This window comes from Acidobacteriota bacterium (genome assembly GCA_039683095.1).
Lineage (GTDB): Bacteria > Acidobacteriota > Aminicenantia > Aminicenantales > Saccharicenantaceae > RBG-16-66-30.
The window spans coordinates 1-24,892 of sequence record JBDKSB010000006.1; the positions used below are offsets into that span (position 1 = coordinate 1).

The following is a 24,892-nucleotide window of genomic DNA, read 5'->3' on the forward strand; positions in this document are numbered from 1 at the left end:
CCGCGGACTGGACGCGCTTGATCCGGGCGCTCGACGACGAGGCCTTCCGCTTGGCCGGCGGCGGCGGGGGCGGGGGGGGCGGCGGCGGCGGCGCCAGGAACGCGCTGTAGACCTCGACCGTGGGCAGCGCCCCGGTCTTGAGAAGGGGCAGGACGATGAGCAGGATGAGCATCGCGGCGTGCAGCACGACGGAGATCGGCAGCACGAAGGCCCGCTCCCTGGCCTGGCTCATCGGCCGATAGAAGGAATCCTGGAACATCTTGGCCTCCGCGGTACGTGATGCGGGGGCTCCGGCTTGGGCGCGGACGATCCCGGCCCGGACGCGCCCGGGGAAGGAATCCCAGTAGCCCGGTTCCGGCGGTCCCGGCGGAGACATCCCGGCCCTGGTCGAGAGCTGACGGAGGAACTCGAGGTCCCGCCGGCAGGCCGGGCATTTCTTGAGATGCTTCTCCACCCGGGGCCGGTCGGCCGCACGGAGCTCGCCGTCGGCCAGGGCCCCGATGAGTTCCTGGAGTTTGCGGTGTCTCATCTCAAGCTCCCCTTCCCAGGGAATCCGCCAGAAGGTCCTTGAGCTTCTGGCGGGCCCGGTTGAGCCGCGACATGACGGTGCCGAGCGGCAGGTCGAGCGTCCGCGAGATCTCCTCGTAGCTCAGGCTCTCGTGGAACCTCAGGACGAAGACGCTTTTCTGGTCGGCGGGAAGGGATTCCACCGCCAGGTCGAGCCTGGCTTGGAACTCGGCCTGCTCCAGCCGTTCCTCGGGGTCGTCGCCCCGGGCCGCCGCCGGCGCGCGCCGGTCGCCGAGCGGGCCGTCCTCGATCGGCCTCTCCCGGCCCCGGGCCTTGAGGTAGTTCAGCCCGGAGTTGACGGCGATCTTCCTGAGCCAGGGGTAAAGCGGCCATTGAGCGTCGAACCGGCCCAGCGCCAGATAGGCCTTGATGAACGTTTCCTGGGCCAGGTCGTCGGCCGACTGGTGCGCCCCGGTCAGGCGCCGGCACAGGCCATAGATCCTGTGCTGGTACTTCCGGACCAGGTCCTCGAAGGCGTCCATGTCTCCCTGCTGGGCTTTCCTGACGAGGGCGGCATCCTCCGGATGCTCGTTCGGTCTCGCCGGAGCTCCCACAGGTTCATACATCGCGCCGCGGCCCTTATTCCCCTGACATGATACTCTTTTTTTCGGCTTCCGCGCAGGGAGATCGTCACCTGGCGGGCACGGGGTGCTTGATCATGCCCCAGGCCTTTTCGAAGTCGAAGGCCTTTCCGTGGGCGCTCTCGTGGCAAGCCCGGCAGCCGGCCTCGATGGCCGACGCGCTGGGATAAGCGACGAGACCGTTCTCGACCGCCTTGCCGTGGTCCTCCATGATGAAGAGCTTCTTGTAAGCGCGGCCGGGACCGTGGCAGGCCTCGCAGCTCACGCCCTCGGCCTTGAGATCCGGCGCACTGTCCGCGAGCGGGGCGTGGCAGCCGAGGCAAAGGGGGCTTCCGGCCGCGTCGGCGACGCCGGCGCCGTTGGCGATCGAGGCGGCCGCCGCCGTGCTCAGCGCGGCGAACGACCTGGCGTGCGCGCTCTCCTGCCAGATGACGTACTGACGCCCCTGAGGCTCGGACTTATGGCAGAGCTTGCAGGCGGAGGCGCCGGCGTATTTCCGGTCCTGGGCGGCCAGCAGGAGCGCCAGGAAAACGACGGCCAGGACGACGATGACGGAAAGGAGTACCTTCTTCATCGGCGGCTCTGCGTCAGGCGTAGCTGTGGAGACCGGTCAGGAGATAATTGACCCCGAAGTAGGTGAACAGCGCGGCCAGGAAGCCGACGATGGCGATGACGGCCGACCTCTTCCCCTTCCAGCCCATGACGATCCGGGTGTGGAGGTAGAGCGCGAACACGAGCCAGGTGATCAGGCTCCACACTTCCTTGGGGTCCCAGGCCCAGTAGCGGCCCCAGGCCCGGTAGGCCCAGATCATGCCGAAGATGAGCCCGCCGAGGGTGAAGAGGGGGAAGCCCACGGCCACGGCCCGGTAGGCCAGGGCGTCGAAGCGCTCTTTCTTGTCCGGGGCCGGGGTTGCGATGTAGAGGATGCTGGCGACGAAGGCCACGGCGAAGAAGGCCTCTCCGAGCAGGGTCACGGAGACGTGGAGCCAGAGCCAGTAGCTCTGGAGGGCGGGGACGAGCGGCGCCGCCTCCTTGGGCATGAGCGGCGACGAGGCCAGGGCGACCAGGCCGACGACGATCAGCATCAGGCAGGGGCCGAGCCGGGGCGCCCGCGAGGGCCGGGCGAAGACGAGCAGGGCCAGGACGATGGCCCAGGACAGGAACGACAGCGACTCGTACATGTTCGTGAACGGCGCGTGGCCGCTGGCCGCGGTCCGGACGGCCAGCGCCGCGGCATGGAAGAGGAAGCCGCCGAGGGCCAGGACGTAGGCCGCCCTGGATCCTTTGTCCCGCTTGACGAGGAGCGTGACGAAGTAGATCACGAGCGAAACGGCGTACAGGGCGAAGGCGATGGTGAAAAGCGTCGACTCGGTCATTCGGGCCTCCTGATCGCTCCGAACAGGGCGTCGAACTCGGCCTGGAACGGATCCCGGCTCTTGTCCGCCTGGCCGCCGGCGGCCAGCTCGACCCGTCCCTGGGCCTCTTCGAGGACGACCCTGATCTCGCGGGGCGGCCAGTAGAAGGCCAGGAAGAACCCGGCCGTGACCAGGGCGCAGCCGAGCCAGATGAGGCCCACGCCGGGGTCCTTGGCCGCCTCGAGAACGGAATAGGGCGCGGCCGCATAGTCTTTCAGGACGAGCGCGATCCGGGCCGCGGGCCCGTGCCCGAAGTCCGGGTACTTGGCGAAGATCCAGCCGGAAAAGACCTTTTCTTCCCCTTTCCAGGCTTCGGCCAGCGCGGCGGGGTTGTTCGGCGCCTCGGACCGGCTCCGGACCTGGTTCCCCTCGCCGATGACGAAGTCGGGCACGAACCGGCGGACCAGGATCCGGGTGACGTCCTGATCGTTGATCGCGGCCGGCTCGCCGACGCCGAGGGCCACGGCCCGGGCGAAGGCCGGGTCGCCGGGCTTATGGATCTCGAGGCCCAGGCGCGCGGCGTCCCAGTTCAGGCCGTAGGCCGACTGATAGAAAGAATAGCCCTTGTAGCGGAGCGGCTCGTTGACCTTGACGATCCGGGTGAGGACGGCCGCGCCGCCCTCGACCACGGTCACCGTGCTCTTCCAGGCCTTGACCCCGCCCCGGGGATAGTACTCCGTTTCGAACTTATCCAGGCGCACCTGGAAGGAGGCCCGGGGAACGCCGGAGGTCTGGCCCTCCCGAAGCGCCAGGTCGGACCGGCGGCCGCCGAGACCGCTGGCCAGCCCCCCGGCCAGGACGACGAGCAATCCAAGGTGGACGACGTCCGAACCGAACCAGCCCAGGCGTTTCTTCCGGGCCAGGACGACGACCTTCCCGTCCCGGGCGGATTCGTCCAGGACGTAGCGTCGGGCCCGTAGAGCGGCGGCGACCGCGGCCCGGGCCTCGGGGAGCGGCCCCGGCAGCCGGAACCTGACGCCCGGCCGCATGGCCGAGAGCGCCTTGGCGTCCATATCCCGGGCCGGGCCGAAAGCCCGCCGCCACTTGGGGCCGAGCCGGGTCAGGGTGCAGACGACGGTGTTCACGGCGAAGAAGAAAAGGAGGGCCAGGTACCACCACGATTGATAGAGGCCGGTCAGACGGAGCCCGGTGAAGAGCCCCGCGAGGCCGCCGTAGCGGGCGGCGTATTCGGCCGCGCCCCGGTTCTGGGGGATGAGCGTGCCGACGATCGAGGCGGCCGTGATGACGATGATCAGGACGATGGCCAGCTTGACCGACGAGAAGAGCTTCTTCATGGCTCGAACAATCTTAGGTGATTTGGCCCCCGGGCGCAACCTTCGGGCGGGGGGGATGCCGTGACGTCCCCCTTGAGCGGATCGGCCCGGCGGACGTAGAATGGGGCGGGTCGCGCCTGGATAAATTAGAGACGGAGCGCTATCCCCAGGGCGGGGTCAAGGCCTGGAAGAGCACGGTGACCGTGGTCGAGGGCGGCGCGGCCCCGGCGCTTCCCAGCGCGCGCCCTTTTTGCTAATCTATGGCGGTGCGAACGCCCCTGCGGAACCGTCTCATGGCCCGGACCGTCGGGATCGCGGGCGCGGGCGGCCTGGGATCCAACGCGGCCGCGGCTCTCGCCCGGGCCGGGGTCGGACGCCTGGTGATCGCTGACTTCGACGTCGTCCAGGAACCGAACCTGGACCGCCAGTTCTACTTCCTCGACCAGGTGGGGAAGCTCAAGGTCGAGGCCCTGGCGGAGAACCTCCGCCGTATCGACCCTTCCTGCCGAGTGGAGATCCATCCGGTCCGCCTCGACCCCGATTCCGCGGAACGCATCTTCCGGGACTGCGACCTGGTCATCGAGGCCCTCGATTCGGCCGAGGCCAAGGCCATGCTCATCGGCACTCTCCTGACGCGCCATCCGGAGAAGCCCCTGGTGGCGGCCAGCGGGCTGGCCGGCTGGGGGCGGACCAACGACATGGAGGCCAGCCGCATGGGCGGTCTCACCGTCGTCGGGGATCAGCGCACCGGGATCTCCCCGGAGATGCCGCCCATGGCCCCGCGGGTCTTTATCGCCGCCGGCATGGAGGCTAACGAAGCCCTGGAGATCCTGCTGGGGCCGATGCCGGAAGACCGGAATAAGTAAAACCCCGATAATGGTCAACGGGGCCCCGACAGCGAGCCTCCCGGACAGGATGCAACAGGCCGTGGACACAAATCTGGACACCGGCATGTTGATTCAAATGGGCCCAGTCACGCCTAACCCATTCATCATCAGGGATATAACGAGAGCCAGCGAGAGGGATCGAACCTCCGACCTGCTGATTACGAATCAGCTGCTCTACCGACTGAGCTACGCTGGCTTGGAGGCTCGATTAAGTTAATCGAAACGCGCCGTTCTGTCAAATTAGATAGGGGGACACGCACCTGGGGGTACGTGTCCCCGATCGATCACTTCTTGAGGACGAACCGCACGGTCACGGTGAAGGTCACCGGCCGGGGCCGGCCGTTGACCAGGAGCGGCTCGTAGACCCATTGCCGGACCGCGTCGATGGCCGCCGCGTCGAGCAGCTGCACGGAGCGCAGGACGCGCACGGCCGTGACGCGCCCGTAGATGTCGGTCGTGGCCTCGAGGATGACGGTCCCTTCGATCCGGGCTTCCTGGGCGACTTTCGGATAGTCGGGCTCGATCCTGCGGACGAGCCTGGGCGGCTTGACGTCGCCGACCGCCAGCACCGGGGCCGCCGCGGGCGCGCCGACCAGCTGGAAGAGCTCCGCGCCCAGCAGGTTGGCCGGGACGCCCTCGCCGGCGCCGTAATCGACGCCGCCCTCGATGCCGTTCCCGGCGCCACCCTCTCCCAGGCTCTCCTCGACGATGCCTTCGGGGACGGCGACCGGGGCCAGCCGCCAGGTCTCCCCGGCGGGAACCGCCGCCCGCCGGACCCTGACCTTGCCGCCGGGATTCCCGGCTTTGGCCTTCGGCGGCGGCAGCGGGGTCGCCGGCAGGGCCGGGGCCACGATGACGTTTTCCACGCCGATCTGCGGCGGCTTCACCGTTTTCATGAGAGGCAGGGCCACGAGCAGCGCCAGCGCGACCCCGTGGAGGAGCGCCGCCGCCGGCAGCGCGGCCGCCCGGGACCGCCAGTTCCTCTCCGGAACGAACATCGCGTCCTGGAACATCTTCGCCTCCTTGCCGCGAATTCCCGGGAGCTTGTCGCTTCCATCCGGTATACAATCGACGGCGGCGTAAATTCCGATAATAGGGGGGACACGTACCGGAGGTACATGTCCCCTGCCGTCGAGAGGGACGGCCCCGCGCAGGGACGGTCATTATCCTTCGTCCGGAACCCTTTAAAAACGGGAGCGAATCGCATACAATACGCGTTCCGACCGGCCCCGCGGCCGGACCCAATCGACCGAAAGCGTTTCGCCACCATGAGCATGATCATCAAGAAGCTAGAATTGCAGGGTTTCAAGTCCTTCGCCGAAAGGACCAAGATCGCCTTCCATCCCGGCATCACCGCCATCGTCGGTCCGAACGGCACGGGCAAGAGCAACCTCGTCGACGCCATGCTCTGGTCCCTCGGCGGCCACCGGCAGGGCGTCGTCCGCGGCGACCGCACCGACGAGGTCATCTTCTCCGGCAACTCCAAGCGGCCCGCCCTGAGCATGGCCGACTCCGTCCTGACCCTGTCCAGCGAGGACGAGGAGATGGTCATCTCCCACCGGGCCTTCCGGTCCGGCGAGAACGAATACCGGATGAACGGCAAGACCGTCCGGCTCAAGGACATCCAGGACGAGCTGTGGAAGCACGCCATCGGCGAGAAGGATTATTTCGTCATCAAGCAGGGCTCGATCGGCAACTTCGTCACCTCGAAGCCGAACGAGAAGCGCACCTTCATCGAGGAAGCCGCCGGGACGGCCTACTACAAGGACAAGAAGCGCCAGGCCCAATCGAAGCTCGACAGCACCGAGCAGAACCTCATCCGCCTCGAGGACATCGTCATCGAGGTCGAGAAGGCCAAGAACTCGCTCCAGCGCCAGGCCCAGGCCGCCAACCGCTATCGCCGCCTGCGCGAGCGCGTCCGCGAGCTGACCTCCCACCACTACCAGAGGAAGCTCGTCGTCCTGGAAAAGGCCCAGCAGGAAGCCTCCTCCCTCTACGACGAGGCCGCCGCCCGCGAGGCCGAAGCCACCTCCCGCCTGCGGAACGAAGAGAAGGACGCCGCCGCGCGGCGCAACGACCTCTGGGCCCTCGAGAAGGTCCTCAAGGAGGGCCAGGAAAAGCTCTTCGGGCTGAAGTCCAGGGCCGCCCGCTTCGAGAGCGACATCGACCGCGAATCGAAGCGGGTCGAGTTCTTCGAGGAGAAGAAGACCCGGGCCGAGTCCGACCGCAACGAGCTGCTCGAGGACGTCCTCCATCTGACCAGGGAGATCGAGGATCTCAAGTCCCGCCTGGCCGAATTCGAGGGATCGCTCGAGGCGAGCCGCGCCGAGGCGGCCGGCTCCGAGACCGACCTGGCCGCGGCCCGCGAGAGCCGGATCGCCGCCGGCCGGGGCGTCGAGGAGCTGCGGGCCGGCTACCTCCGGGCCCTCCAGTCCCTGACCGAGGCCAAGAACGAGGGCGTCCGGGCCGAAAAGGAGCTGGAACTGCTCGTCCGCCAGGAAGAGAAGCTGGTCGCCCAACTCGGCGACCAGGACGCCGTCCTGAGGGAGAACGCCGAGCGCACCGCGGCCATCGAGCGGGGCATCGCCGAGGCGCGGACCGCCCGCGAGGAGTTCATCGGCCGGGCCGAGGACATCAAGACCGCGCTCGTCTCGGCCCAGTCGGCCGTGGACGAAGCCCGCGGCCGGCTCGAGGCCCTGCGGGCGCGCCGCGAGGAGGCCGCCTACCACCTCCAGGCCCTGCGCAAGATCGACGAGAAGGCCCGCGAGGAGAGCCCGGCCGACGTCCCGGGCGGCCTCGGCATCCTGGCCGATCTCATCCGGACCAGCCCCGAGAACGCCGCTCTCTTCGACACGTTCTGGCGCGAGGGCGCGAGGGCCCGGGTCGTCCCGGCCGAGGAGTTCCTCAGCGGCCTGCCGGCCGGGTTGCGCGGCACCTACCTTCTCGTCCCGGCCGCGGCCCGGCCCGCCGTGCCGGCCGACGTCCTGGAGCGGCCCGGCGTCGTCGGCCAGCTGAAGAGCCTCATCGAGCCCGACGAGCGGCTCCGGGGCCGTCTGGCCGGGCTCGAGGACGCGGTCATCGTCCGCGAGGCCGCCGAGGCCGTGCGCCTCTGGATCGATCATCCCGACCTGAACTTCCTGACCCCCGCGGGGGACCTACTGCTCTCGTCCGGGCTGCTCAGGCTCGGCGAGAAGGCCGACGGCGCGGTCGCCCTGGCCGCGGAGATCCGCCGGCTCGAGGCGGAGATCGACCGGGTCGAGGCCGGGTCGGTCCCGGTCGCGGCCGAGATCGAGGAAAGAACGAAGGCCGCCGACGGCCTCGGAGCCGACCTGGCGGCTGTCCGCGACGAGATCGACCGGACCGAGCGCGCCCTCCAGGACCGCGAGCGCGAGCAGCGCTACGGGATCGGGGAAGGCGAAAGGATCCGGACGACGCAATCCCTGCTCGGCCGCGAGCTCGAGGTCCTGCACGGCGAGAAGGAGAGGCTCCGGGAAGCGCTCCGGGCCGCGAGCGAAGGACTGACACTCAGGGAATCGGAGGTCCAGGGCCTCCGGGAGCGGATCGAGGGCGAGGAGCAGGCCCTGGCCGCCCTCGTCTCCGGCGAGGCCGCGCTCGAACGCCGGTTCTTCGAGACCAAGTCCGGGCTCGACCTGGTCCGGGAGAAGATCAACGGCCTCGGCGACCAGGTCCGGGCCGCCGAGAAGAGGAAAGAGGCGGCCGCGGCCAAGATCCAGGCGCTCGAGGCCGACATCCGGCAGGGCGATGAGGACAAGGACCGCCTGCGCGAGGAGATCGCGGCCATGCGTCAGAGCGCCGCGGCCCTGGCCGGGGAGCGGGCCGCCGCCGAGACCGGCCTGGAGGAGACGGAAGGCGAGCTCGAGAAGGCCCGCGGGGCCCTGGCCTCGTTCGAGGCGGCCCTGGAGAAGAGCCGCGAGGAGGAGGAGGCCGCCAAGAACGAGCGCGTCCGCCACGAGATCCGCAAGGCCGAGGTCGAGCGCGACCTGGTCAACCTCGACGAGACGTGCTGGCAGGAGCTCAAGAAGACCCTGGCCGAGCTCCGGGCCGAGGCCCTGACGGCCCAGGCGCCGGGCGCTCCCTCCCCCGCCCCCGAGGAGGCCGAAGCCGAGGAGCTCGTCGAGGACGAGACCGGGGAGAACGGCGAGACCGACGAGGCCGCCCCCGCGGAAGCGGCGGCGGAGCCGGCCGCGGAGGCCGGCGCCGGCGAAGCCGCCCCGACGGCCGGGGCCGCCGTCAAGCCCCGGCGGGCCATGAAGAAATGGCGGCCCCTGGCCGAGATGACCGACGAGGACGTCGAGAAGGAGCTCGAGGAAACGCGCGAGGCGCTCAATCGCTTCAAGGCCGTCAACCTCATGGCCGAGGAGGAGTTCGTCGAGCAGAAGAAGCGCTTCGAGTTCCTGACCACGCAGCGGCAGGACCTCCGCGATTCCATCACCTCGACCGTCGAGGCTATCAAGAAGATCGACGAGGAGAGCAAGGACCAGTTCCTCAAGGCCCTGGAGCAGGTCAACCAGAACTTCAGCGAGCTCTTCACGGCGCTCTTCAAGGGCGGCAACGCCGAGGTCAAGCTGCTCGAGCCGGACAACCCCCTCGAGAGCGGCGTCGAGATCGTGGCCCAGCCGCCGGGCAAGCGCGTCCAGAACCTGTCGCTCCTGTCGGGCGGCGAGAAATCGCTGACCTCGCTGGCCTTCCTCTTCGCCCTGTTCCGCTACCGGCCCTCGCCCTTCTGCTTCCTCGACGAGGTCGACGCGGCCCTCGACGAGGTCAACCTGACCCGCCTCCTCGACCTGCTGAAGACGATCAAGAACCAGACGCAGTTCATCATCATCACCCACAACTACAAGACGATGGAAGTGGCCGATTACATCTACGGAACGACCATGGCCGAGCCGAACATGACCCGTCTGCTGTCGGTCAAGCTCGCGCGCAAGGGCGGCCCCCTGCCGCCCGATCTCCAAGTCTAGAACCGGCCATCCCGGCCGGAAGGAGGGCGGCATGTCGATCTATCTCGTCATCATCCTCGCCTATCTCGTCGTCCTGACCGTCTTCAACTTCGTCCGGTCGAGGCGGATCAAGAGCCAGGAGCAGTTCATGGTCGCCGGCCGGAGCCTGAAGTGGCAGGTCATGGTCTTCACCCTGATCTGCACCTGGATCGGGTCGGGGACCTTCATCAGCGGGGCCGAGTTCGCCTCGAAGGCCGGCTTCTCCGCGCTGTGGCTGGCCGCCGGCGCCTGGGTCGGCATCATCTGCATCTACTTCCTGGCCGCCAAGATCCACACCTTCGGCCAGTACACGGTGGGCGACGTCCTCGAGGTCCGCTACGGGCCGGCGGCCCGTCTGTTCGGGGCCGTGGCCCTGATCCTGTCCTTCATCTCCATCGTCTCCTACCAGTTCGTGGCCGGCGGCTTCATCCTCAACGTCATCACCGACGGCAAGATCTCGGAGGCGACCGGGACGTTCATCGCCGCCGTCTTCGTCATCCTGTTCACGGCCCTCGGCGGCATGGTCGCCATCGCCTACACCGACCTGCCCAACGGCATCATCATCGTCCTGGCCTGCCTGCTGGCCGTGCCCTTCGTCATCGCCGCGGCGGGCGGGCTGCCCGCGGCCAAGGCGGCGCTGCCGCCCGGCTACTTCGCCGTCGTCAACAGCCAGTTCGGCGCCTACCCCTGGCTCAAGGCCATCGGTTACTTCCTGTCGACGATGTTCCTCCTGCTGGGCGTCCAGAGCATGTACCAGAAGTTCTACAGCGCCAAGTCGGCCCGGGACGCCAAGAAGGCCGTGGCCTGGTGGACGGTCGGGACGATCATCGTCGAGTCGATCGTCGTCGTCATCGCCGTTTTCGCCTACAGCAAGCTCCAGGGCCAGATCGACCTGAGCGTGCCCAAGGCGGGCGGCAAGATCGTGCTCATGGCGGCCCGGCAGATGGTCCCCTTGCCCGTGGGCGTCCTGCTGCTCGCGGCGGCCTGCGCCGTCGTCATCTCCACCGGCATGAACTACCTCCTGTCGAACTCGACGACCATCATGCGCGACATCTACCAGCGCTTCCTGAAAAAGACGCCGGGAGAAAAGAACCTCGTCGCCCTGCAGAAGGTCTTCGTCGTCGTGATCGGCGTGCTGGCCTTCCTGCTGGCCACGCAGCTCAAGTCGGTCCTGGCGATGAGCTTCTTCGCCTACACCATCTACGGCGTGGCCATCACCCCGGCCCTCATCGCCGCCCTGGCCTGGAAGCGGGCGACCAAGGCGGGCGGCCTGGCCTCCATCATCTCCGGGACAGTCGTCTCCCTGGCCCTCTATATCCCGACCACCCTGAAGAACCCGCCCATGCCGGTCATCGACGGGGACCCCTGGGGCATCCCGCTCATCTTTCCGGCCCTGTTCGTCTCGCTCGCTTCCCTGATCGTCGTCAGCCTGCTGACGCCGAAGCCGAAGGCCGAGGAGCTGGGAAAGTTCTTCCCGACGAAATAGGAGGGTGGAGGCGCGATGAAGCCGGGCCTGGTCATCGACGGGCGCTATAGGGACCACGACGCGGGCGCCGGGCACGTCGAATCGCCGGCCCGGATCGGGACGCTCCTGCGGCTTCTCGAGGAGGAGCCGCCGGTCCCCTGCATGTCCATTCCGCCGCGGCCGGCGACCGAAGAGGAGCTCGCCTTCGTCCACGAGCGCGGCTACATCGACCTGGTCAGGTCCACGGCCGGCCAGACCGTCCCCCTTGACGACGACTCCGTCGCCGGCCCGGCGACCTGGGACACGGCCCGGCTGGCCGCCGGCGGCTTCCTCGAAGCGATCGACCGGATCATGGACGGGGCCGCGCCGAACGCCCTGGCCCTGGTCCGGCCGCCCGGCCACCACGCCGAAGCCTCGCGGGCCATGGGCTTCTGCTTCTTCAACAACGCCGCGATCGGCGCCGAGCACCTGGTCCGTCGGCACGGCCTGCGGCGCATCCTCGTCGCCGATTGGGACCTCCATCACGGCAACGGCACGGAGCAGGCCTTTTACGAACGCCGGGACGTCCTGTATTTCTCGACCCACCAGTCGCCGCTCTTCCCCTGGACGGGCGCGGCCCGCTTCTTCGGGAGTGGCGAAGGATACGGCTACAACCTCAACGTGCCGCTCCTTCCGGGCAAGGACGACGCCGATCTCCTCGGCGTCTACCAGGACATCCTGGCCCCCGTCGCCGCGGAATTCCAGCCGGAGTTCATCATCGTCAGCGCCGGCTTCGACATCGCCGCCGGAGACCCCCTCGGCCGGATGCTCGTGACGGCGCGGGGCTTCGGGCTCCTGACCGCGTCCCTGATGGCCATGGCCGAAAGGACGGCCGGCGGACGGCTGGCCCTGGTCCTCGAGGGCGGCTATGACCTGACGGCCCTCCGGGACGGGGTCGGAGAAGTCCTTAGGACCCTGGCCGGAGGGCCCGAAAGGGCGGCCCGGGGCGGAGACGGCCTCCGCGAGAGCGTCTCCCCGTCGCTCCTGGTCGAGCTCGAGGAGCCCCTGCGGATCTTCCGCCGGAAGTGGGACATCCCTCCCCTCCGTGGTGTCCTCGCCTGACGAAAGCGTCCCTTTTTCAGGACAAAACCGGTCCCCGTTCTCCCCTGTTATCAGGCGGGGGCCTTGGCACACTTCTTGCACGATTGAAAGTCGGTTAGGAGAAGGACCATGAAGAAGGCATTGATCATCGCGGCGTCGGTCATCCTGGTCGCGGCGGCCGTCTTCGCCCAGGAGGCGCAGACGCCGACCCCGCAGAACACCCAGGAGATCAAGGACGCCAAATATACCAACGAATCGATCGCCCGCCTGAGCTTCGTCGAGGGCAAGGCCTTCGTCCAGAGGGCCTCGGACCTCGGCTACGAGGAGGGCGCCCTCAACATGCCCGTCAGCGAAGGGGACCGCATCGGCACGTCCGACGGCCGGGCCGAGATCCACTTCGGCAAGGGCAACTACCTGCGCCTCGACAGCGACACCAAGGTCGACGTGTTGAACCTGCCCAAGAAGGACGACGACATCGCGCGCTTCCGCGTCTGGTCCGGCCATGTCTTCGTCGTAGTCGGCACGCTGAAGAAGGAAAAGGGCATCGAGATCCACACCGCCGACTCCTCGTTCTACGTCCTCGACCGCGGCGTTTACCGCGTCGACGTCCGCGAGAACCGGGACACCGAGATCATGGTCTACAAGGGCCTCATCGAAGCCGCCGGCGAAGACGGCTCGACCCTGCTCAAGGCTTCCCAGCGGCTGGAGATCGCCGAGGGCCGCCTGGCCTCGAAGCCGTCGTCCTTCATCGCCGTGGCCGACGACGCCTTCGACAAGTTCAACGAATCCCGCACCTCGATCACCGGGCGGGAATTCGCCAAGGCCAGGCTGCCCGAGGACCTCTCCGACTACGAAGGCGAGCTCGACGAGAACGGCCGCTGGACCTACCTCGCCCCCTACGGCAACGTCTGGATGCCCAACGGCATCGACGCGGACTGGCGCCCCTATTATGACGGCCGCTGGACCTGGCTGCCCCTGTCCGGGTGGACCTGGTGGCCCTACGAGCCCTGGGGCTGGTGCACGTTCCATTACGGCCGCTGGCACTGGGCCATCGACCTCGGCTGGTACTGGATCCCCATGAACATGTGGGGCCCGGCCTGGGTCGATTGGTGGTGGGATGACTACTACTTCGGCTGGGCGCCCCTTAGCTACTGGGGCTACCCCGGCGTCATCATGGACGGCATGTACTACGGCCACTACTACGGGCCGTATTACCCCTACGGTTCGCGGGCCCTCACGGTCGTCCGGCGCGACCAGCTCAAGGACCCGCACATCGCCGCCAACGCGCTGCGCGGCGATTCGCTCAAGGGCTTGAACAGGATCAGCCTGAGCCATCAGACCCTCAGCGTCAGGCCGGCGGGGACGAAGATCTCCGTCCAGCCGCTCAACGGCAACCGCGTCATGCTCCGGAACGAAGGCTCGTCCGGCCTGGCGCGCGACGCCCGGACCGGCGGCCGGAGCGCCGCCGGCGGCGCGGCCGCCGCGGGCAGCCCGCGGGCCATCCGCAACCCCGACGAGCCGTCCAAGGGCGGGGCCGCGACGAAGGGCAGTCCCCAGACGGTCAAGAGCCCGGCCAAGGGCGAACGGTCGTCCGGCCCGTCCAAGTCGTCGGGCTCGGGCGGACGCAGCACCCGCAAGAAGGACAGCGAGCCGGCCGCGTCGGCGCTGTCGTCCACAGGGTACCGGAGCGACCCGTCCATCGCCGGGACGCGCTCGGGCGCGGGCCAGGAGCGCACGGCTTACGGCTATCCGTCCTCGCCCAGCATCCGGGGCCGCATCTCGTACGGCGACGGAGGCAGCGGACGGGCCCGGACCTTCTCCGGCCCCTACTCCCGGCCGTCGTCTTCGAGCGGCTCGTACGCGCGGCCCTATTCCGGCCGGTCGAGCGGCTCGTCCGTCCGGTCGGGCGGCTCCCGGTCCGGTTCTTCGTCGGGCAGATCGAGCGGCTCCTCGCGCTCGGGTTCGTCTCGCGGCAGCTCTTCACGCAGCTCCGGGTCCTCGTCCCGGGGCTCATCGTCAGGTTCCCGCGGCGCCTCGGGCGGAGGCGCCCATAGAAAGTAGCGACCCCTTTCCAACGGGGGGCGTTCCTCTCTTCATGGCCGGTTAGGGAGGAACGCCCCTTTTTTTTGCTAGTGTTCTTCGGTCGCCTTGTCGCTCGAATAATAATCGAAGACGCGAAGGTGGTCGGCCAGCGTGCAGTAGCGCGACGGCTCGGTGCCGGGAAAGAAGACCTCGCGGAACGGATACCTGCAGGCCGGCGTCGCCAGCAGGCCCGTCTTCTTGTCGATCTCGACGAAGACCAGGTTCGGCGGCACCTCGAAATCAGGCGGCGCGAAATCCTCGATCCCCTCGTCCCGGGCTTTCTTGCGGGCGTCCTGGACGACCCGGGAGAAGAAGTCCTGCCAGATGGGCAGGGCCGCGGCCGCACCGGTCTGCTTCTCGCCGAGCGGGATGGGCTTGTCGTGGCCGACCCAGACGCCGGCGCACAGGTCGGGCGAAAAGCCGATGAACCAGGCGTCGGAATAATCGTCGGTCGTCCCGGTCTTGCCGGCCAGCGGCCAGTTCAGGACGCTGACCGCACCGGCCGTGCCGCCCTCCGACTCGACGACGCCGCGCATGAGATAGGTCATCATGTAGGCGGTCTGCGGCGGGACGACCTCCTGCGATTCGACCCGGGCCTCCTCCAGGACGTTGCCGTCCTTGTCCTCGACCCTGGTGATGAAATACGGCGTGTAGCGGACGCCCTTGTCCGGGAAGGTCGAGAAGGCCGAGACCATCTCGAGCAGGGTGATCTCGAAGGTCCCCAGGCTGAGCGACAGGTACGGATAGACCGGCGAGGTGATGCCGAAGCGCCGGCAATAATCGACCCCGACCTGGGGCGAGATGTTGTCGAGCAGGGTGGCCGTGACGACGTTGCGGGACTGCTCGAGGCCGGTCCGGAGCGTGATCGCGCCCTTGTACTGCCGGTCGTAGTTCTTGGGCGACCAGGGCTCGTTGTTCCAGCGGTCGATGAACGTCACCGGCTCGTCCTTGATGACGCTGGCCGGGGTGAAGCCGTGTTCCAGGGCCGCCGTGTAAAGCAGGGGCTTGATGACCGAGCCGGTCTGGCGCGGCGCCTGGACGGCCCGGTCGAACTGGCTGTCGCGGAAGGCGTAGCCCCCGACCAGGGCCCTGATCTGGCCGGTCCGCGGATCGATGGCCACGAAGGCGCCGTTGCGGACGGGCTTCTGCGTCAGCGAGACCACGGCCTCGTTCGCCGCGGCGTCGAAGGACAGGACGTTCACCTGGATGACGTCGCCCTTCCTGATGATGGCGTCCAGGCGGCCGGCCTTGGTCCAGCCGATGTCCTTGGAGGTCATCCGGCCCAGGGAGTTCTTGAGGCGGACCGTGGCCTCGGTCCGGGAGGCGGCCAGGACGATGGCGTCGTAGGCGTCTCCCGGCTCGACGGCCTGGTTCTCCCAGGTCAGGAGCCACTGTTCGTCCAGGGGGGCCTTGGGCGAGGCGACCAGGTCCTTGACGGCCTCGGGACCGGCCGAAAGGAGGTTCGGCTTGTCGGCGCGCCAGCCCTTCAGGCCGTTCTCCGTCCGGCGCAGGCCCGACCGGAGCGCCAGCTCGGCGTAGCGCTGCAGGACCGGGTCGAGGGTCGTATAGACCTTGAGCCCGTCCCGGTAGAGGCCGTCGTAGCCGTAGGACTTCTCGAGATAGCGCCGGACCTCCTCGAAGAAATAGGCGCCGAACTCGGAGCTTGTCCGCCGGAACGGCAGGACGACCATCGGCCTGGCCTTGGCGGCTTCGCCCTCGGCCCGGCTCAGGTAGCCCTCGGCGACCATCCGGTTGAGGACGTGGTTGCGGCGGGCGAGCGTGCCGCTCTTGTTCGAGTACGGGGAATAGACGGCCGGGCCCCGGAAGATCCCGGCGATCATGGCCGCTTCCTCCAGGTCGAGGGCGGACACGTCCTTGCCGAAGAAAAGGCTGGCCGCGGCCTGGACGCCGTAAGCGCCGTGCCCGAGGAAGAAATGATTGCAGTACAGCTCGAGGATCTTGTCCTTGGAATAGAGCTTCTCGATCTGGCGGGACAGGTAGAGCTCCTTGAGCTTGCGCCGCAGGCTGACCTCGCGGTGGAGGAAGAGCGACCGGGCCAGCTGCTGGGTGATCGTGCTGCCGCCCTCGGGCCGCCGGCCGCTCAGGACCTTGAACACGTCGTTCCAGACGGCCCGGATGATGCCGCGGATGGCCACGCCGCCGTGGTGGAAGAAGGTCGGGTCCTCCGTGGCCACGATGGCGTTGACCAGGTTCCGGGGCAGGCGGTCGTAGGCGACCTCGACCCGCCGCTCCTCGGCGAACTCCTTGACCGGCTTCCCGTCGGCCGCGTAGACCGTGGTGATGAGCTTCGGCCGGAAGCTCTCGATGTCGGCGACGTTCGGCAGGTTGTCCCTGATCGCGACGTAGGACCCGGCCAGGGCGCCCAGCCCGAGGGCCAGGCCGGCCAGGAGGAGGATGAGCACGACGCGCAGGACCGTGCCCTTCTTGAATTTCATGATCTTTATCTTCAAGCCGGGGATGTTCATGGCCGCCTTCATGCCATCATAGCAAAACGGCCCCGGCTTGACAAAGGGACGGGGCCCGTCAGAGCAGGGATTCGACCTCGGCCCAGATGGCCCGTCCGATGGCCCTGGCGTCGCCCCGGCCGTCGACGTGGACGATGCGCGGGCCGGCGAAGCCGCGGAACAGGCGGGCGACGCGGACGAGGTAGTCCTCGCGCTCGAACAGCTCGTCCCGGGTCCTCCGGCCGGCGATCCGGGCCAGGCCGGCGGCGGCGTCGACGTCGAGGATAACGACCAGGTCAGGGGGGATGGCGAAGGATTCGTTCAGCCGGCGGATGCGGTCCGGGTCGAGGCCCTTGGCCCCCTGGTAGGCGATGGTCGAGATATAGTACCGGTCGAGGACGACATCCTTGCCGGCGGCCAGGGCCGGCCCGAGGTTCTTCGAGACGTTCTCGCGGCGGTCCCTGACGAAAAGATCGAGCTCTTCCCGGGGAGTCAGGGAATCGGCCCGGAGGGCCTGCCGCCGGATCTCCCTCCCCCACCGGCCCCGGGTCGGCTCGCGGAAGAAGGCGGCCTTCCGGCCCCGGCGGCGGAGGCGCCGGAGCAGGCGGCGGGCCTGGGTCGTCTTGCCGGATCCGTCGATCCCTTCGAAGACGATGAACAGGCCGCGGCGTTCGGGATGCATGGCGAGGGTCATAATAATCCGGACGGGCGCCGAAGGCAACGAAAAACGCGGGTCGCCCCCGCCGGGCCGACGCAACGGTCCCCCGGGGCCGGGCGTTTTATACCCTCCGAGGGCAAATTGATAATTCGCGCCCGATATGCTATTTTTTAAAGGTCACCGAACGGAGGATTTCAGCATGAAAAAATACGCGTGGATCGCCATCTCGAGCTTCGCTCTGGGCCTGCTCCTGGCCGGCTACGTGTTCCTCTACCTGCCCGAGAAAGCCCCGGCTCCCCGGAGCGTCTTCGCCGAGGCGGCCGCCCCGGCCCCCTCGGCCAACCTGTTCGCAGCGCCGGCTCCCCAGGACAAGCCGGCCCTGGACTTCGTCACGATCGTCCAGAAGATCGGCCCGGCCGTCGTGCGCATCGAGGCCGAGCGCAAGGAAACGTCGAGCGTCCAGGGCTTCGGGGAATTCCCGTTCGGCGACGATTTCTTCGACCGGATCTTCCCCCAGCCCCGGCAGCGCCAGCCCGAGACGAACACGGTCCAGGTCGGCGGCACGGGCTTCTTCATCAGCCCCGACGGCTACATCCTGACCAACAACCACATGGTCGAGAAGGACAAGACGACCCGGGTCACCGTGACGACCCTGGCCGGCGACGAATACGACGCCAAGATCATCGGCGCCGACCCGGGGACGGACCTGGCCCTGATCAAGATCAACGCCAAGAACGTGCCCTTCGCCGAGCTCGGCGATTCCTCCCTGGTCAAGGTCGGCGAGTGGGTCCTGGCCATCGGCAACCCCATGGGCCTGGACAACACCGTCACGGCCGGCATCGTCAGCTACAAGGGCCGCTCGATCGACACCCAGAGCTACCAGGACTTCATCCAGACCGACGCGGCCATCAACCGCGGCAACAGCGGCGGCCCGCTCATCAACATGAAGGGCGAGGTCATCGGCATCAACTCCAGCATCGTCACCTCGGGCTTCGGCGGCAGCGGCGGCAACATCGGCATCGGGTTCGCCATCCCGTCGGACATCGCCAGGAAGGTCGTCGTCCAGCTCAAGGAAAAGGGCCGGGTCGTCCGCGGCCGGCTCGGCGTCGGCATCTTCCCGCGGGACCTGACCGAAGGCATGGTCAAGCAGCTGAAGCTGCCCTCCAAGGCGGGCGCCCTGATCAACTCCGTCGAGGCCGATTCGCCGGCGGAAAAGGTCAGCATCAAGCCCTATGACGTCATAATCCAGGTCAACGGCCAGCCGGTCAAGAACGGCGACGACCTGAGGTTCAAGATCGCCGACATCCAGCCCGGCAGCAAGATCAACCTGGTGCTCATCCGGGACGGCCAGCAGGTCACGGCCACGGCCATCGCCGACGAGCTCGAGCCGGAGAAGGAAAAGGGCCAGATCGCCAGCACCGACAAGGACATCGGCGTCTCGGTCGTCGCCCTGACGCCCGCCTCGGCCCGGCGCTACGGCCTCCGGACGACCGAGGGCCTGCTGATCACCGAGGTCCGCCAGGGCAGCGAGGCCGACCGCGAGAACCTGGCCTCGGGCATGATCATCCTCGAGGCCAACCGCAAGAAGATGACCACGGTCCGCGATTTCGAGGACATCCTGAAGAAGTCCGCCAGCGGCGACGAGATCATCCTCCTCGTCCGCCAGGAAACCGAAGGCAGAACGCAGGACTTCATCGCCACGGTCAAGGTCCGCTGAGGCCGGCCGAACGGCCGGCGGCCCGGGCGGCGGGCGCCGCCCGGCTAGCCCGAGAAGTGCTCGAAGCCCCCGGCCCGGAGGAGCTTCCTCCGGCCGCGGGCGTCGACGAGATAGGCCCTCCGGCCCGGCGTGACGCGGCCGATCCGGGTCAGCCGGAAGCGCCGGGCCAGGGCCTCGACGGCGGCCAGCCTGGCCGGCCGGACCGTGAACAACAGCTCGAAATCCTCTCCCCCGTCGAGCGCCAGGGCCAGCGGGTCGAGGGCGAAGCGCTCCAGCGCCGGCGAGATGGGGACGCAGCCCGCCTCGATCTCGGCCCCGACGCCGCTTTCCTCGCAGATGTGAGCCAGGTCCACCGACAGCCCGTCGGACAGGTCGATCATGGCCGAGGCCAGTCTGCGGCCGGCCAGCAGGGCGCCCAGCTCCAGGCGCGGGACCGGGTCGAGGAAGGCTTCGACCAGCGGCCGGACGGGTTTGGCCACGCCCCGGCTGCCGCCCTTCTCGATCAGCCGCAGGCCGCCCGCGGCGTCGCCGAGGGTGCCCGAGACGAAGATCGCGTCGCCCGGCCTGGCCCCGGCCCTCCGGACGGGCTGACGGACCTCGCCGGTCACGGTGACGGAGATCATGACCTTGGCGGCCTGGGACAGGTCTCCCCCGACCAGGGCCACCCCCGCCTCCCGGGCCGCGCTCCGGAGACCGTCCATGAACTGCCGGAGCCAGGCGGCCTCGACGTCGCCGGGCAGGGCCAGCCCGACGAGCGCGTGCCGGGGCCGTCCGCCCATGGCGGCGATGTCGCTGAGGTTGACGTTGAGGGCCTTGCGGCCGAGGAGCCGTGGCGGGTGGTCGGGCAGGAGGAAGTCCTCGTCCTCGACCAGGATGTCGGTCGTGAGCAGGAGCCGCGCCGGCCCGCGGACCAGGGCCGCGTCGTCGCCGATGCCGAGCAGCACGTCGGCCCGCTTCTCGCCGAAGGCCCGGCGGATGCGTTCGATGACCGCGCGCTCGCCGAGGTGCTTTAGCCGCATCGCCTCTTCCCGCGGCCGGACCGGATCAGGCTTTCGCCTTTCTCGTCCCGGCCTTCTTCGCGCCCCTCTTCTTCCCCCGGCCCCGCGGCGCCGGGCCGAGCGGCCCGGCCAGGGCCTCCTTGAAGACCTCCCTAACGTCCTCGACATAGACGAAGCGGATGTCGCGGATGACCTTCTTCGGGATCTCGTAGAGGTCCTTCTTGTTCTCCGCCGGCATGATCATCGTCTTGACCCCGGCGCGCTGGGCGGCCAGGACCTTTTCCTTGATGCCGCCGACGGGCAGGACGTTGCCCCGCAGGGTGATCTCCCCGGTCATGGCCACGTCCCACTTGACCTTGACGTTCGTGCAGACGGACAGGAAGGCCGTGGCGATCGTGACGCCGGCCGAAGGCCCGTCCTTGGGGATGGCCCCCTCGGGGAAATGGATGTGGAAGTCGTTCTGGGAGAAGATCCTGCTGTCGATGCCGAAGTCCGCGGCGTGGGCCCGGGAGTAGCTCAGGGCGGCCTGGGCCGACTCCTTCATGACGTCGCCCAGGGAGCCGGTCAGCTGCAGGCTGCCCTTGCCTGGCATCTTGGTCGCCTCGACGAAGAGTATCTCCCCGCCGACGGCCGTCCAGGCGACGCCGGTGGCGATGCCGACCTGGTCCTTCTTGAGCAGCTGGTCCTTGAAGACCTTCGGCGGGCCGAGGAGGCGTTCGACCGACTGGGCCGTGATCACGGTCCGGCCCTTCTTGCCCTCGGCGACCTTGCGGGCCACCTTGCGGCAGACCGAGGCGAGCTCGCGCTCGAGGTTGCGGACTCCGGCCTCCCGCGTGTAGAGGGAAATGATCTTCTTGACCGCCCCGCCGCTGAAATCGATGAGCTTGGGGCTCAGGGCGTTCTCGGCGATCTGCTTGGGGATGAGGTGCCGCACGGCGATCTGGAGCTTCTCCTCCTCCGTGTAGCCCGGCAGCTCCAGCACCTCCATGCGGTCGCGGAAGGCAGGCTGGATGGGGTCGAGGAGGTTGGCCGTGGTGATGAACATGACCTTCGACAGGTCGTACGGCACGCCGAGGTAGTGGTCGCGGAACTGGTTGTTCTGCTCGGGGTCGAGGACCTCGAGCAGGGCCGACGAGGGGTCGCCGCGGAAATCGGCCCCGATCTTGTCGACCTCGTCCATCATGAAGACGGGGTTCTCCGTGCCGGCCCGGCGGATGCTCTGGATGATGCGGCCGGGCATGGCCCCGACGTAGGTCCGGCGGTGGCCGCGGACCTCGGCCTCGTCGTGGACGCCGCCGAGGGAGATGCGGACGAACTTGCGGCCCAGGGCCCGGGCGATGGACTTGCCGAGCGAGGTCTTGCCCACGCCCGGCGGCCCGACGAAGCAGAGGATCGGGCCCTTGATCGTCCGGGACAGCTTGCGGACGCCGAGGTACTCGAGGATGCGCTCCTTGACCTTCTCCAGGCCGTAGTGGTCATCGTCGAGGATGCGCTTGGCCTTGGCCAGGTCGATGGTGTCCGTGGTCGTCTTGTTCCAGGGCAGCATGAACATCCAGTCGAGGTAGTTGCGGACGACCGAGGTCTCGGCCGATTCCGGGTGCATCTGGCCCAGGCGGGTGATCTGCTTCTCGATCTCCTCCTTGACCTCGTCGGAGACCCGGATCTTGCGCAGCTTCTCCTGGTAGATCCGGACCTCCTCCTGGGTCTCGTTGCCCTCGCCGAGCTCCTTCTGGATGGCCTTCATCTGCTGGCGCAGGAAGTACTGCTTCTGGAGCTTGTCCATCTCGCCCTTGGCCTCGGTCGAGATCTTCGACTGGACGTCGAGGAGCTCGAGCTCGCGGGTCAGGAGCTCGTAGACCTTCTTGAGACGCTGGACGGGGTCGCCGATCTCGAGGATGGCCTGGGCCTCCTCGACCTTGAGCTCGAGGTTCGAGGCCGTCAGGTCGGCCAGGCGGCCCGGCTCATCGACGTTCGAGGCGATGATCAGGACCTCGGGCGGCAGGCTCTTGCCGAGCGAGGCGGCCCGCTCTAGGCCGGAGCGGACGTTGCGGATGAGGGCCTCGCTCTCGAGGCTCTTCTCGGGCTTCTCCGGCTCCTCGAGGACCTTGACCTCGGCGACCACGTGGGCGCCCTCCTCCTCGAAGGTCTGGACGCGGGCCCGGACGAGGCCCTGGGCCAGGATGCGCACCCGCCCGTCGGGGAGCTTGAGCATGCGCATGATCAGGGCGACCGTGCCGATGTCGTAGACGTCCTCCCGCTTGGGATCCTCGACCTCCATGTCCTTCTGGGTCAGCAGCAGGATCATCCGGTTGGTCGACAGGGCGGCGTCGATGGCCGCCTTGGATTTCTCGCGCCCGACGAAGAGCGGGGCGATCATGTAGGGGAAGATGACGACGTCCCGGAGCAGCAGGACCGGGAGCTTGGCCGGCACCTGGAGCTTCTGGCTCTGCTCGTCCAGGATGCCGCCGATCTCGTCGCCGTTCTTTTCTTCAATGCTGGCCATAATATATTCTCCAATTCTAGCCGCCGTTGCGGCGGACCTTTATCTCGACCTCGCGCCGCTCCCGCGGCGGCTTCCTCAGGACGATGGTCAGGACGCCGTCCTCGAGGGCGGCGGAAGCCTGGTCCCGGTCGACCGCGCCGGGCACGACCACGTCGCGCAGGAAGGCCCCGTACTCGCGCTCCAGGCGCAGGTAGCGGGAGCCGCCGGGGGCGGCCAGCTCCCGCTTGAAACCGCTGACCTCGAGGCGGCTGGCGAAGAGCAGGACCCGGACATCCGCGCTGTCGACGCCCGGCAGCTCCATCTCGATGATGAACTCGGTCCTCGTCTCGTAGATGTCGACGGCCGGGCTGGTCACCTCGCCGGGGGCCGGCAGCCGCGGCTCGCCGGCGCGCCGGGCGATGACCGCTGCCCGGACGCTCGTCTCCGCTTTGCGGGGGCGGGCAACGGGCTTGATGCGGCGGACCATGGCGGACGGGGGCTATTTTTCCTTCATGAGGTCCTCGAGCTCGCGGCGGAACTCGGCGACGTCGCCGAACTCGCGGTAAACCGAGGCGAACCTCACGTAGGCGACCTTGTCCAGGTCCTTGAGACGGTCCATGACCAGCTGGCCGATCTCGGCCACCCCGATCTCCTTGTCCGGGCGCTCCTGGAGCCGCGATTCGATCTCCTCGACGATCTCCTCGAGCTGGCTGATCTGGATGGGCCGCTTCTCGCAGGCCTTCATCATCCCCCGCAGGACCTTCTGGGTGTCGAAGGGCTGGCGGGTGCCGTCCTTTTTCACGACCATGTAGGGGATCTCCTCGATCTTCTCGTAGGTCGTGAACCGGCGCTTGCAGGACAGGCAGGCCCGCCGGCGCCGGATGGATATCCCGGTCTTGCTCTCCCGGGAGTCGATGACCTTGCTTTCGAGAAAGCCGCAGTAAGGGCACCTCATTGCGACTCGCTTTCGCCCATCCGCTTGAGCTGGATGACGGTCAGGCCGTCTCGCGCCAATATAGCATAACCCAGGATGCATGTCACGGCGAGCTGGACGGCGTGGAAGACCAGGGTGATGCCCGCCGCCCGTCCCGCCGGCAGACCCATGAGGAGGGTCATGCCGAGCTTGCTGAAGTAGTGGAAGCCGCCGACCATGCCGGGCGTGGGGATGGAAGCCCCGACGGCGGTCAGGAAGACAAAGGGGATGACCAGGAAATAGGGCACGTGGATGCGGTAGGCGAAGAAGAAGACCCAGTAGAAGAGGGTGACCCCCAGCCAGACGGCCAGGGACAGCACGATGTAGAGGGCCAGCTGCCCGCGCGTCCGGAAGAACTTGAGCCCGTCGATGAACTCGCGGAGGATCTTGAGCACGGCCGCGCGGGCCTTGTCCGGCAGGGGCCGGAGGACGAAAGCGACGACCTTGAGGGCCCGCTCGCGGAAGAGGTAAAGGGCCAGGACGAAAGCCAGGATGCCGGCGGCCACGAGCAGGGCCAGGACGCCCAGGACCTTCAGCTGCTGCCCGGCTGCCGCCGAGATCGGCCAGGACGTGGCGAACAGGGGCCGGCAGACCATGAACAGGCCGAGCAGCAGGCACATCGTGGCCATGTCGAAGAGGCGCTCGACGACGACCGTGCCGATGGCGAAGCCGGGCCGCAGGCCCTCGCGACGGGCCAGGTACAGCGGCTTGGCCAACTCGCCCAGGCGGCCGGGAAGGAGGAAATTGACCGTGAAGCCGACGACGTTGCCGGCGACCAGGTTGCGGAAGCGGACGTCGAGCTTCTCCCGGGCCACCAGGATGTGCCAGCGGGCGGCCCTGGTGACGAAGTGGAACGCCGAGAGGGCGATGGCCAGGAGAAAGAGCGGCACGTTGACGTTGACGATCTGGCCGGGGACGTCCTTCCAGGGGACGCTGCGGCCGAAAAAATAGAGCAGGATGAGGGTCAGGACGACGACGAGGGCGATCTTCGCGGCGTTCGATCTCATTTCGAAGCGCCATCTTACCACGATTGGCCCGGTCCCTCAAACCAGGGGACGTCCGGTTCTCCTGAATTGGTACGTGTCCCCCATTCCCGTCCGCGTCCCGTCGGGAATCGTGCGTTACCCATGTATTGTCACGCGCGTCCCCCGATCCACTCTTGCTTTTCCCCCCCATCCCCTTCCGCGGCACCACCTATGCCCTGGTTCCCAGAAAAGGCTTGAAATTTGCCCGGGATTTCTTTAAGAT

At 68.1% G+C, this 24,892-nt stretch carries 19 protein-coding genes and 1 tRNA gene; 6 read left to right on the forward strand and 14 right to left on the reverse strand.

The window, feature by feature from the left end; all coding sequences use genetic code 11:
- From ABFD52_05055 to ABFD52_05075, 5 genes are all read right to left on the reverse strand, one after another.
- On the reverse strand, window positions 1-529 hold a 529-nt coding region (locus ABFD52_05055; protein MEN6560127.1), incomplete at its 3' end, for a zf-HC2 domain-containing protein.
- 1 nt (window position 530) lies between these two features.
- Entirely contained in the window at window positions 531-1,133 is a 603-nt protein-coding gene (locus ABFD52_05060) for a sigma-70 family RNA polymerase sigma factor (GenBank protein ID MEN6560128.1), read from the reverse strand.
- A 64-nt stretch (window positions 1,134-1,197) separates the two neighbouring features.
- Window positions 1,198-1,722 (reverse strand): multiheme c-type cytochrome, encoded by a 525-nt coding sequence (locus ABFD52_05065; GenBank protein ID MEN6560129.1) that lies wholly within the window; start codon window positions 1,720-1,722, stop codon window positions 1,198-1,200.
- Window positions 1,723-1,735: 13 nt separating this feature from the next.
- On the reverse strand, window positions 1,736-2,524 hold the full coding sequence (ccsA, locus tag ABFD52_05070) for a cytochrome c biogenesis protein CcsA (protein MEN6560130.1): 789 nt from the start codon (window positions 2,522-2,524) through the stop codon (window positions 1,736-1,738).
- Entirely contained in the window at window positions 2,521-3,858 is a 1,338-nt protein-coding gene (locus ABFD52_05075) for a cytochrome c biogenesis protein ResB (protein MEN6560131.1), read from the reverse strand. Before ABFD52_05075 ends, ccsA begins: the two co-directional genes overlap by 4 nt.
- Before the next feature lie 239 nt (window positions 3,859-4,097).
- On the opposite strand from ABFD52_05075, the gene thiF reads away from it, so the two are divergent.
- Window positions 4,098-4,703 carry a sulfur carrier protein ThiS adenylyltransferase ThiF gene (thiF, locus tag ABFD52_05080; GenBank protein MEN6560132.1) on the forward strand — a complete coding sequence of 202 codons (606 nt, stop codon included), beginning with the start codon at window positions 4,098-4,100 and terminating at the stop codon, window positions 4,701-4,703.
- 144 nt (window positions 4,704-4,847) lie between these two features.
- On the opposite strand, the gene ABFD52_05085 is transcribed toward thiF, so the two are convergent.
- Window positions 4,848-4,920: transfer RNA gene (locus tag ABFD52_05085), tRNA-Thr, on the reverse strand.
- A gap of 88 nt (window positions 4,921-5,008) precedes the next feature.
- The gene (locus tag ABFD52_05090; protein ID MEN6560133.1) at window positions 5,009-5,737 is read right to left on the reverse strand and encodes an energy transducer TonB; all 729 of its coding nucleotides are present in this window, start codon (window positions 5,735-5,737) and stop codon (window positions 5,009-5,011) included.
- A 261-nt stretch (window positions 5,738-5,998) separates the two neighbouring features.
- Between ABFD52_05090 and smc the strand changes: the two genes are divergently transcribed.
- From smc to ABFD52_05110, 4 genes are all read left to right on the forward strand, one after another.
- On the forward strand, window positions 5,999-9,706 hold the full coding sequence (gene smc / locus ABFD52_05095) for a chromosome segregation protein SMC (protein MEN6560134.1): 3,708 nt from the start codon (window positions 5,999-6,001) through the stop codon (window positions 9,704-9,706).
- 31 nt (window positions 9,707-9,737) lie between these two features.
- Window positions 9,738-11,210: a sodium:solute symporter family protein gene (locus tag ABFD52_05100; GenBank protein MEN6560135.1), complete on the forward strand. Its 1,473-nt coding sequence runs from the start codon at window positions 9,738-9,740 to the stop codon at window positions 11,208-11,210.
- Between the two features lie 15 nt (window positions 11,211-11,225).
- Window positions 11,226-12,290, forward strand: coding sequence for a histone deacetylase (locus ABFD52_05105; GenBank protein MEN6560136.1), 1,065 nt, complete (start codon window positions 11,226-11,228; stop codon window positions 12,288-12,290).
- Between the two features lie 108 nt (window positions 12,291-12,398).
- Window positions 12,399-14,330, forward strand: coding sequence for a DUF6600 domain-containing protein (locus ABFD52_05110; protein ID MEN6560137.1), 1,932 nt, complete (start codon window positions 12,399-12,401; stop codon window positions 14,328-14,330).
- A 68-nt stretch (window positions 14,331-14,398) separates the two neighbouring features.
- On the opposite strand, the gene ABFD52_05115 is transcribed toward ABFD52_05110, so the two are convergent.
- Together ABFD52_05115 and tmk are read right to left on the reverse strand one after the other, a co-directional pair.
- A complete protein-coding gene (locus ABFD52_05115) occupies window positions 14,399-16,807 on the reverse strand; it encodes a PBP1A family penicillin-binding protein (GenBank protein ID MEN6560138.1) in 2,409 nt (802 codons plus the stop codon).
- A gap of 88 nt (window positions 16,808-16,895) precedes the next feature.
- Complete coding sequence (gene tmk, locus ABFD52_05120; protein MEN6560139.1) at window positions 16,896-17,498, reverse strand: dTMP kinase; 603 nt, start codon at window positions 17,496-17,498, stop codon at window positions 16,896-16,898.
- A 175-nt stretch (window positions 17,499-17,673) separates the two neighbouring features.
- Between tmk and ABFD52_05125 the strand changes: the two genes are divergently transcribed.
- Window positions 17,674-19,191 (forward strand): Do family serine endopeptidase, encoded by a 1,518-nt coding sequence (locus tag ABFD52_05125; GenBank protein MEN6560140.1) that lies wholly within the window; start codon window positions 17,674-17,676, stop codon window positions 19,189-19,191.
- A 44-nt stretch (window positions 19,192-19,235) separates the two neighbouring features.
- Here the strand turns inward: ABFD52_05125 and thiL are convergent, their stop codons facing one another.
- The 5 genes from thiL to ABFD52_05150 are packed head-to-tail and all read right to left on the reverse strand — an operon-like array spanning window position 19,236 to window position 24,651.
- Window positions 19,236-20,210 (reverse strand): thiamine-phosphate kinase, encoded by a 975-nt coding sequence (thiL, locus tag ABFD52_05130; protein MEN6560141.1) that lies wholly within the window; start codon window positions 20,208-20,210, stop codon window positions 19,236-19,238.
- Window positions 20,211-20,235: 25 nt separating this feature from the next.
- A complete protein-coding gene (gene lon, locus ABFD52_05135; GenBank protein MEN6560142.1) occupies window positions 20,236-22,692 on the reverse strand; it encodes an endopeptidase La in 2,457 nt (818 codons plus the stop codon).
- A 16-nt stretch (window positions 22,693-22,708) separates the two neighbouring features.
- Window positions 22,709-23,158 (reverse strand): Hsp20/alpha crystallin family protein, encoded by a 450-nt coding sequence (locus ABFD52_05140; protein MEN6560143.1) that lies wholly within the window; start codon window positions 23,156-23,158, stop codon window positions 22,709-22,711.
- 12 nt (window positions 23,159-23,170) lie between these two features.
- Entirely contained in the window at window positions 23,171-23,626 is a 456-nt protein-coding gene (gene nrdR / locus ABFD52_05145) for a transcriptional regulator NrdR (GenBank protein MEN6560144.1), read from the reverse strand.
- On the reverse strand, window positions 23,623-24,651 hold the full coding sequence (locus tag ABFD52_05150) for a lysylphosphatidylglycerol synthase transmembrane domain-containing protein (GenBank protein ID MEN6560145.1): 1,029 nt from the start codon (window positions 24,649-24,651) through the stop codon (window positions 23,623-23,625). The genes nrdR and ABFD52_05150 overlap by 4 nt, the downstream gene beginning before the upstream one ends.
- Between the last annotated feature and the right edge of the window lie 241 nt (window positions 24,652-24,892).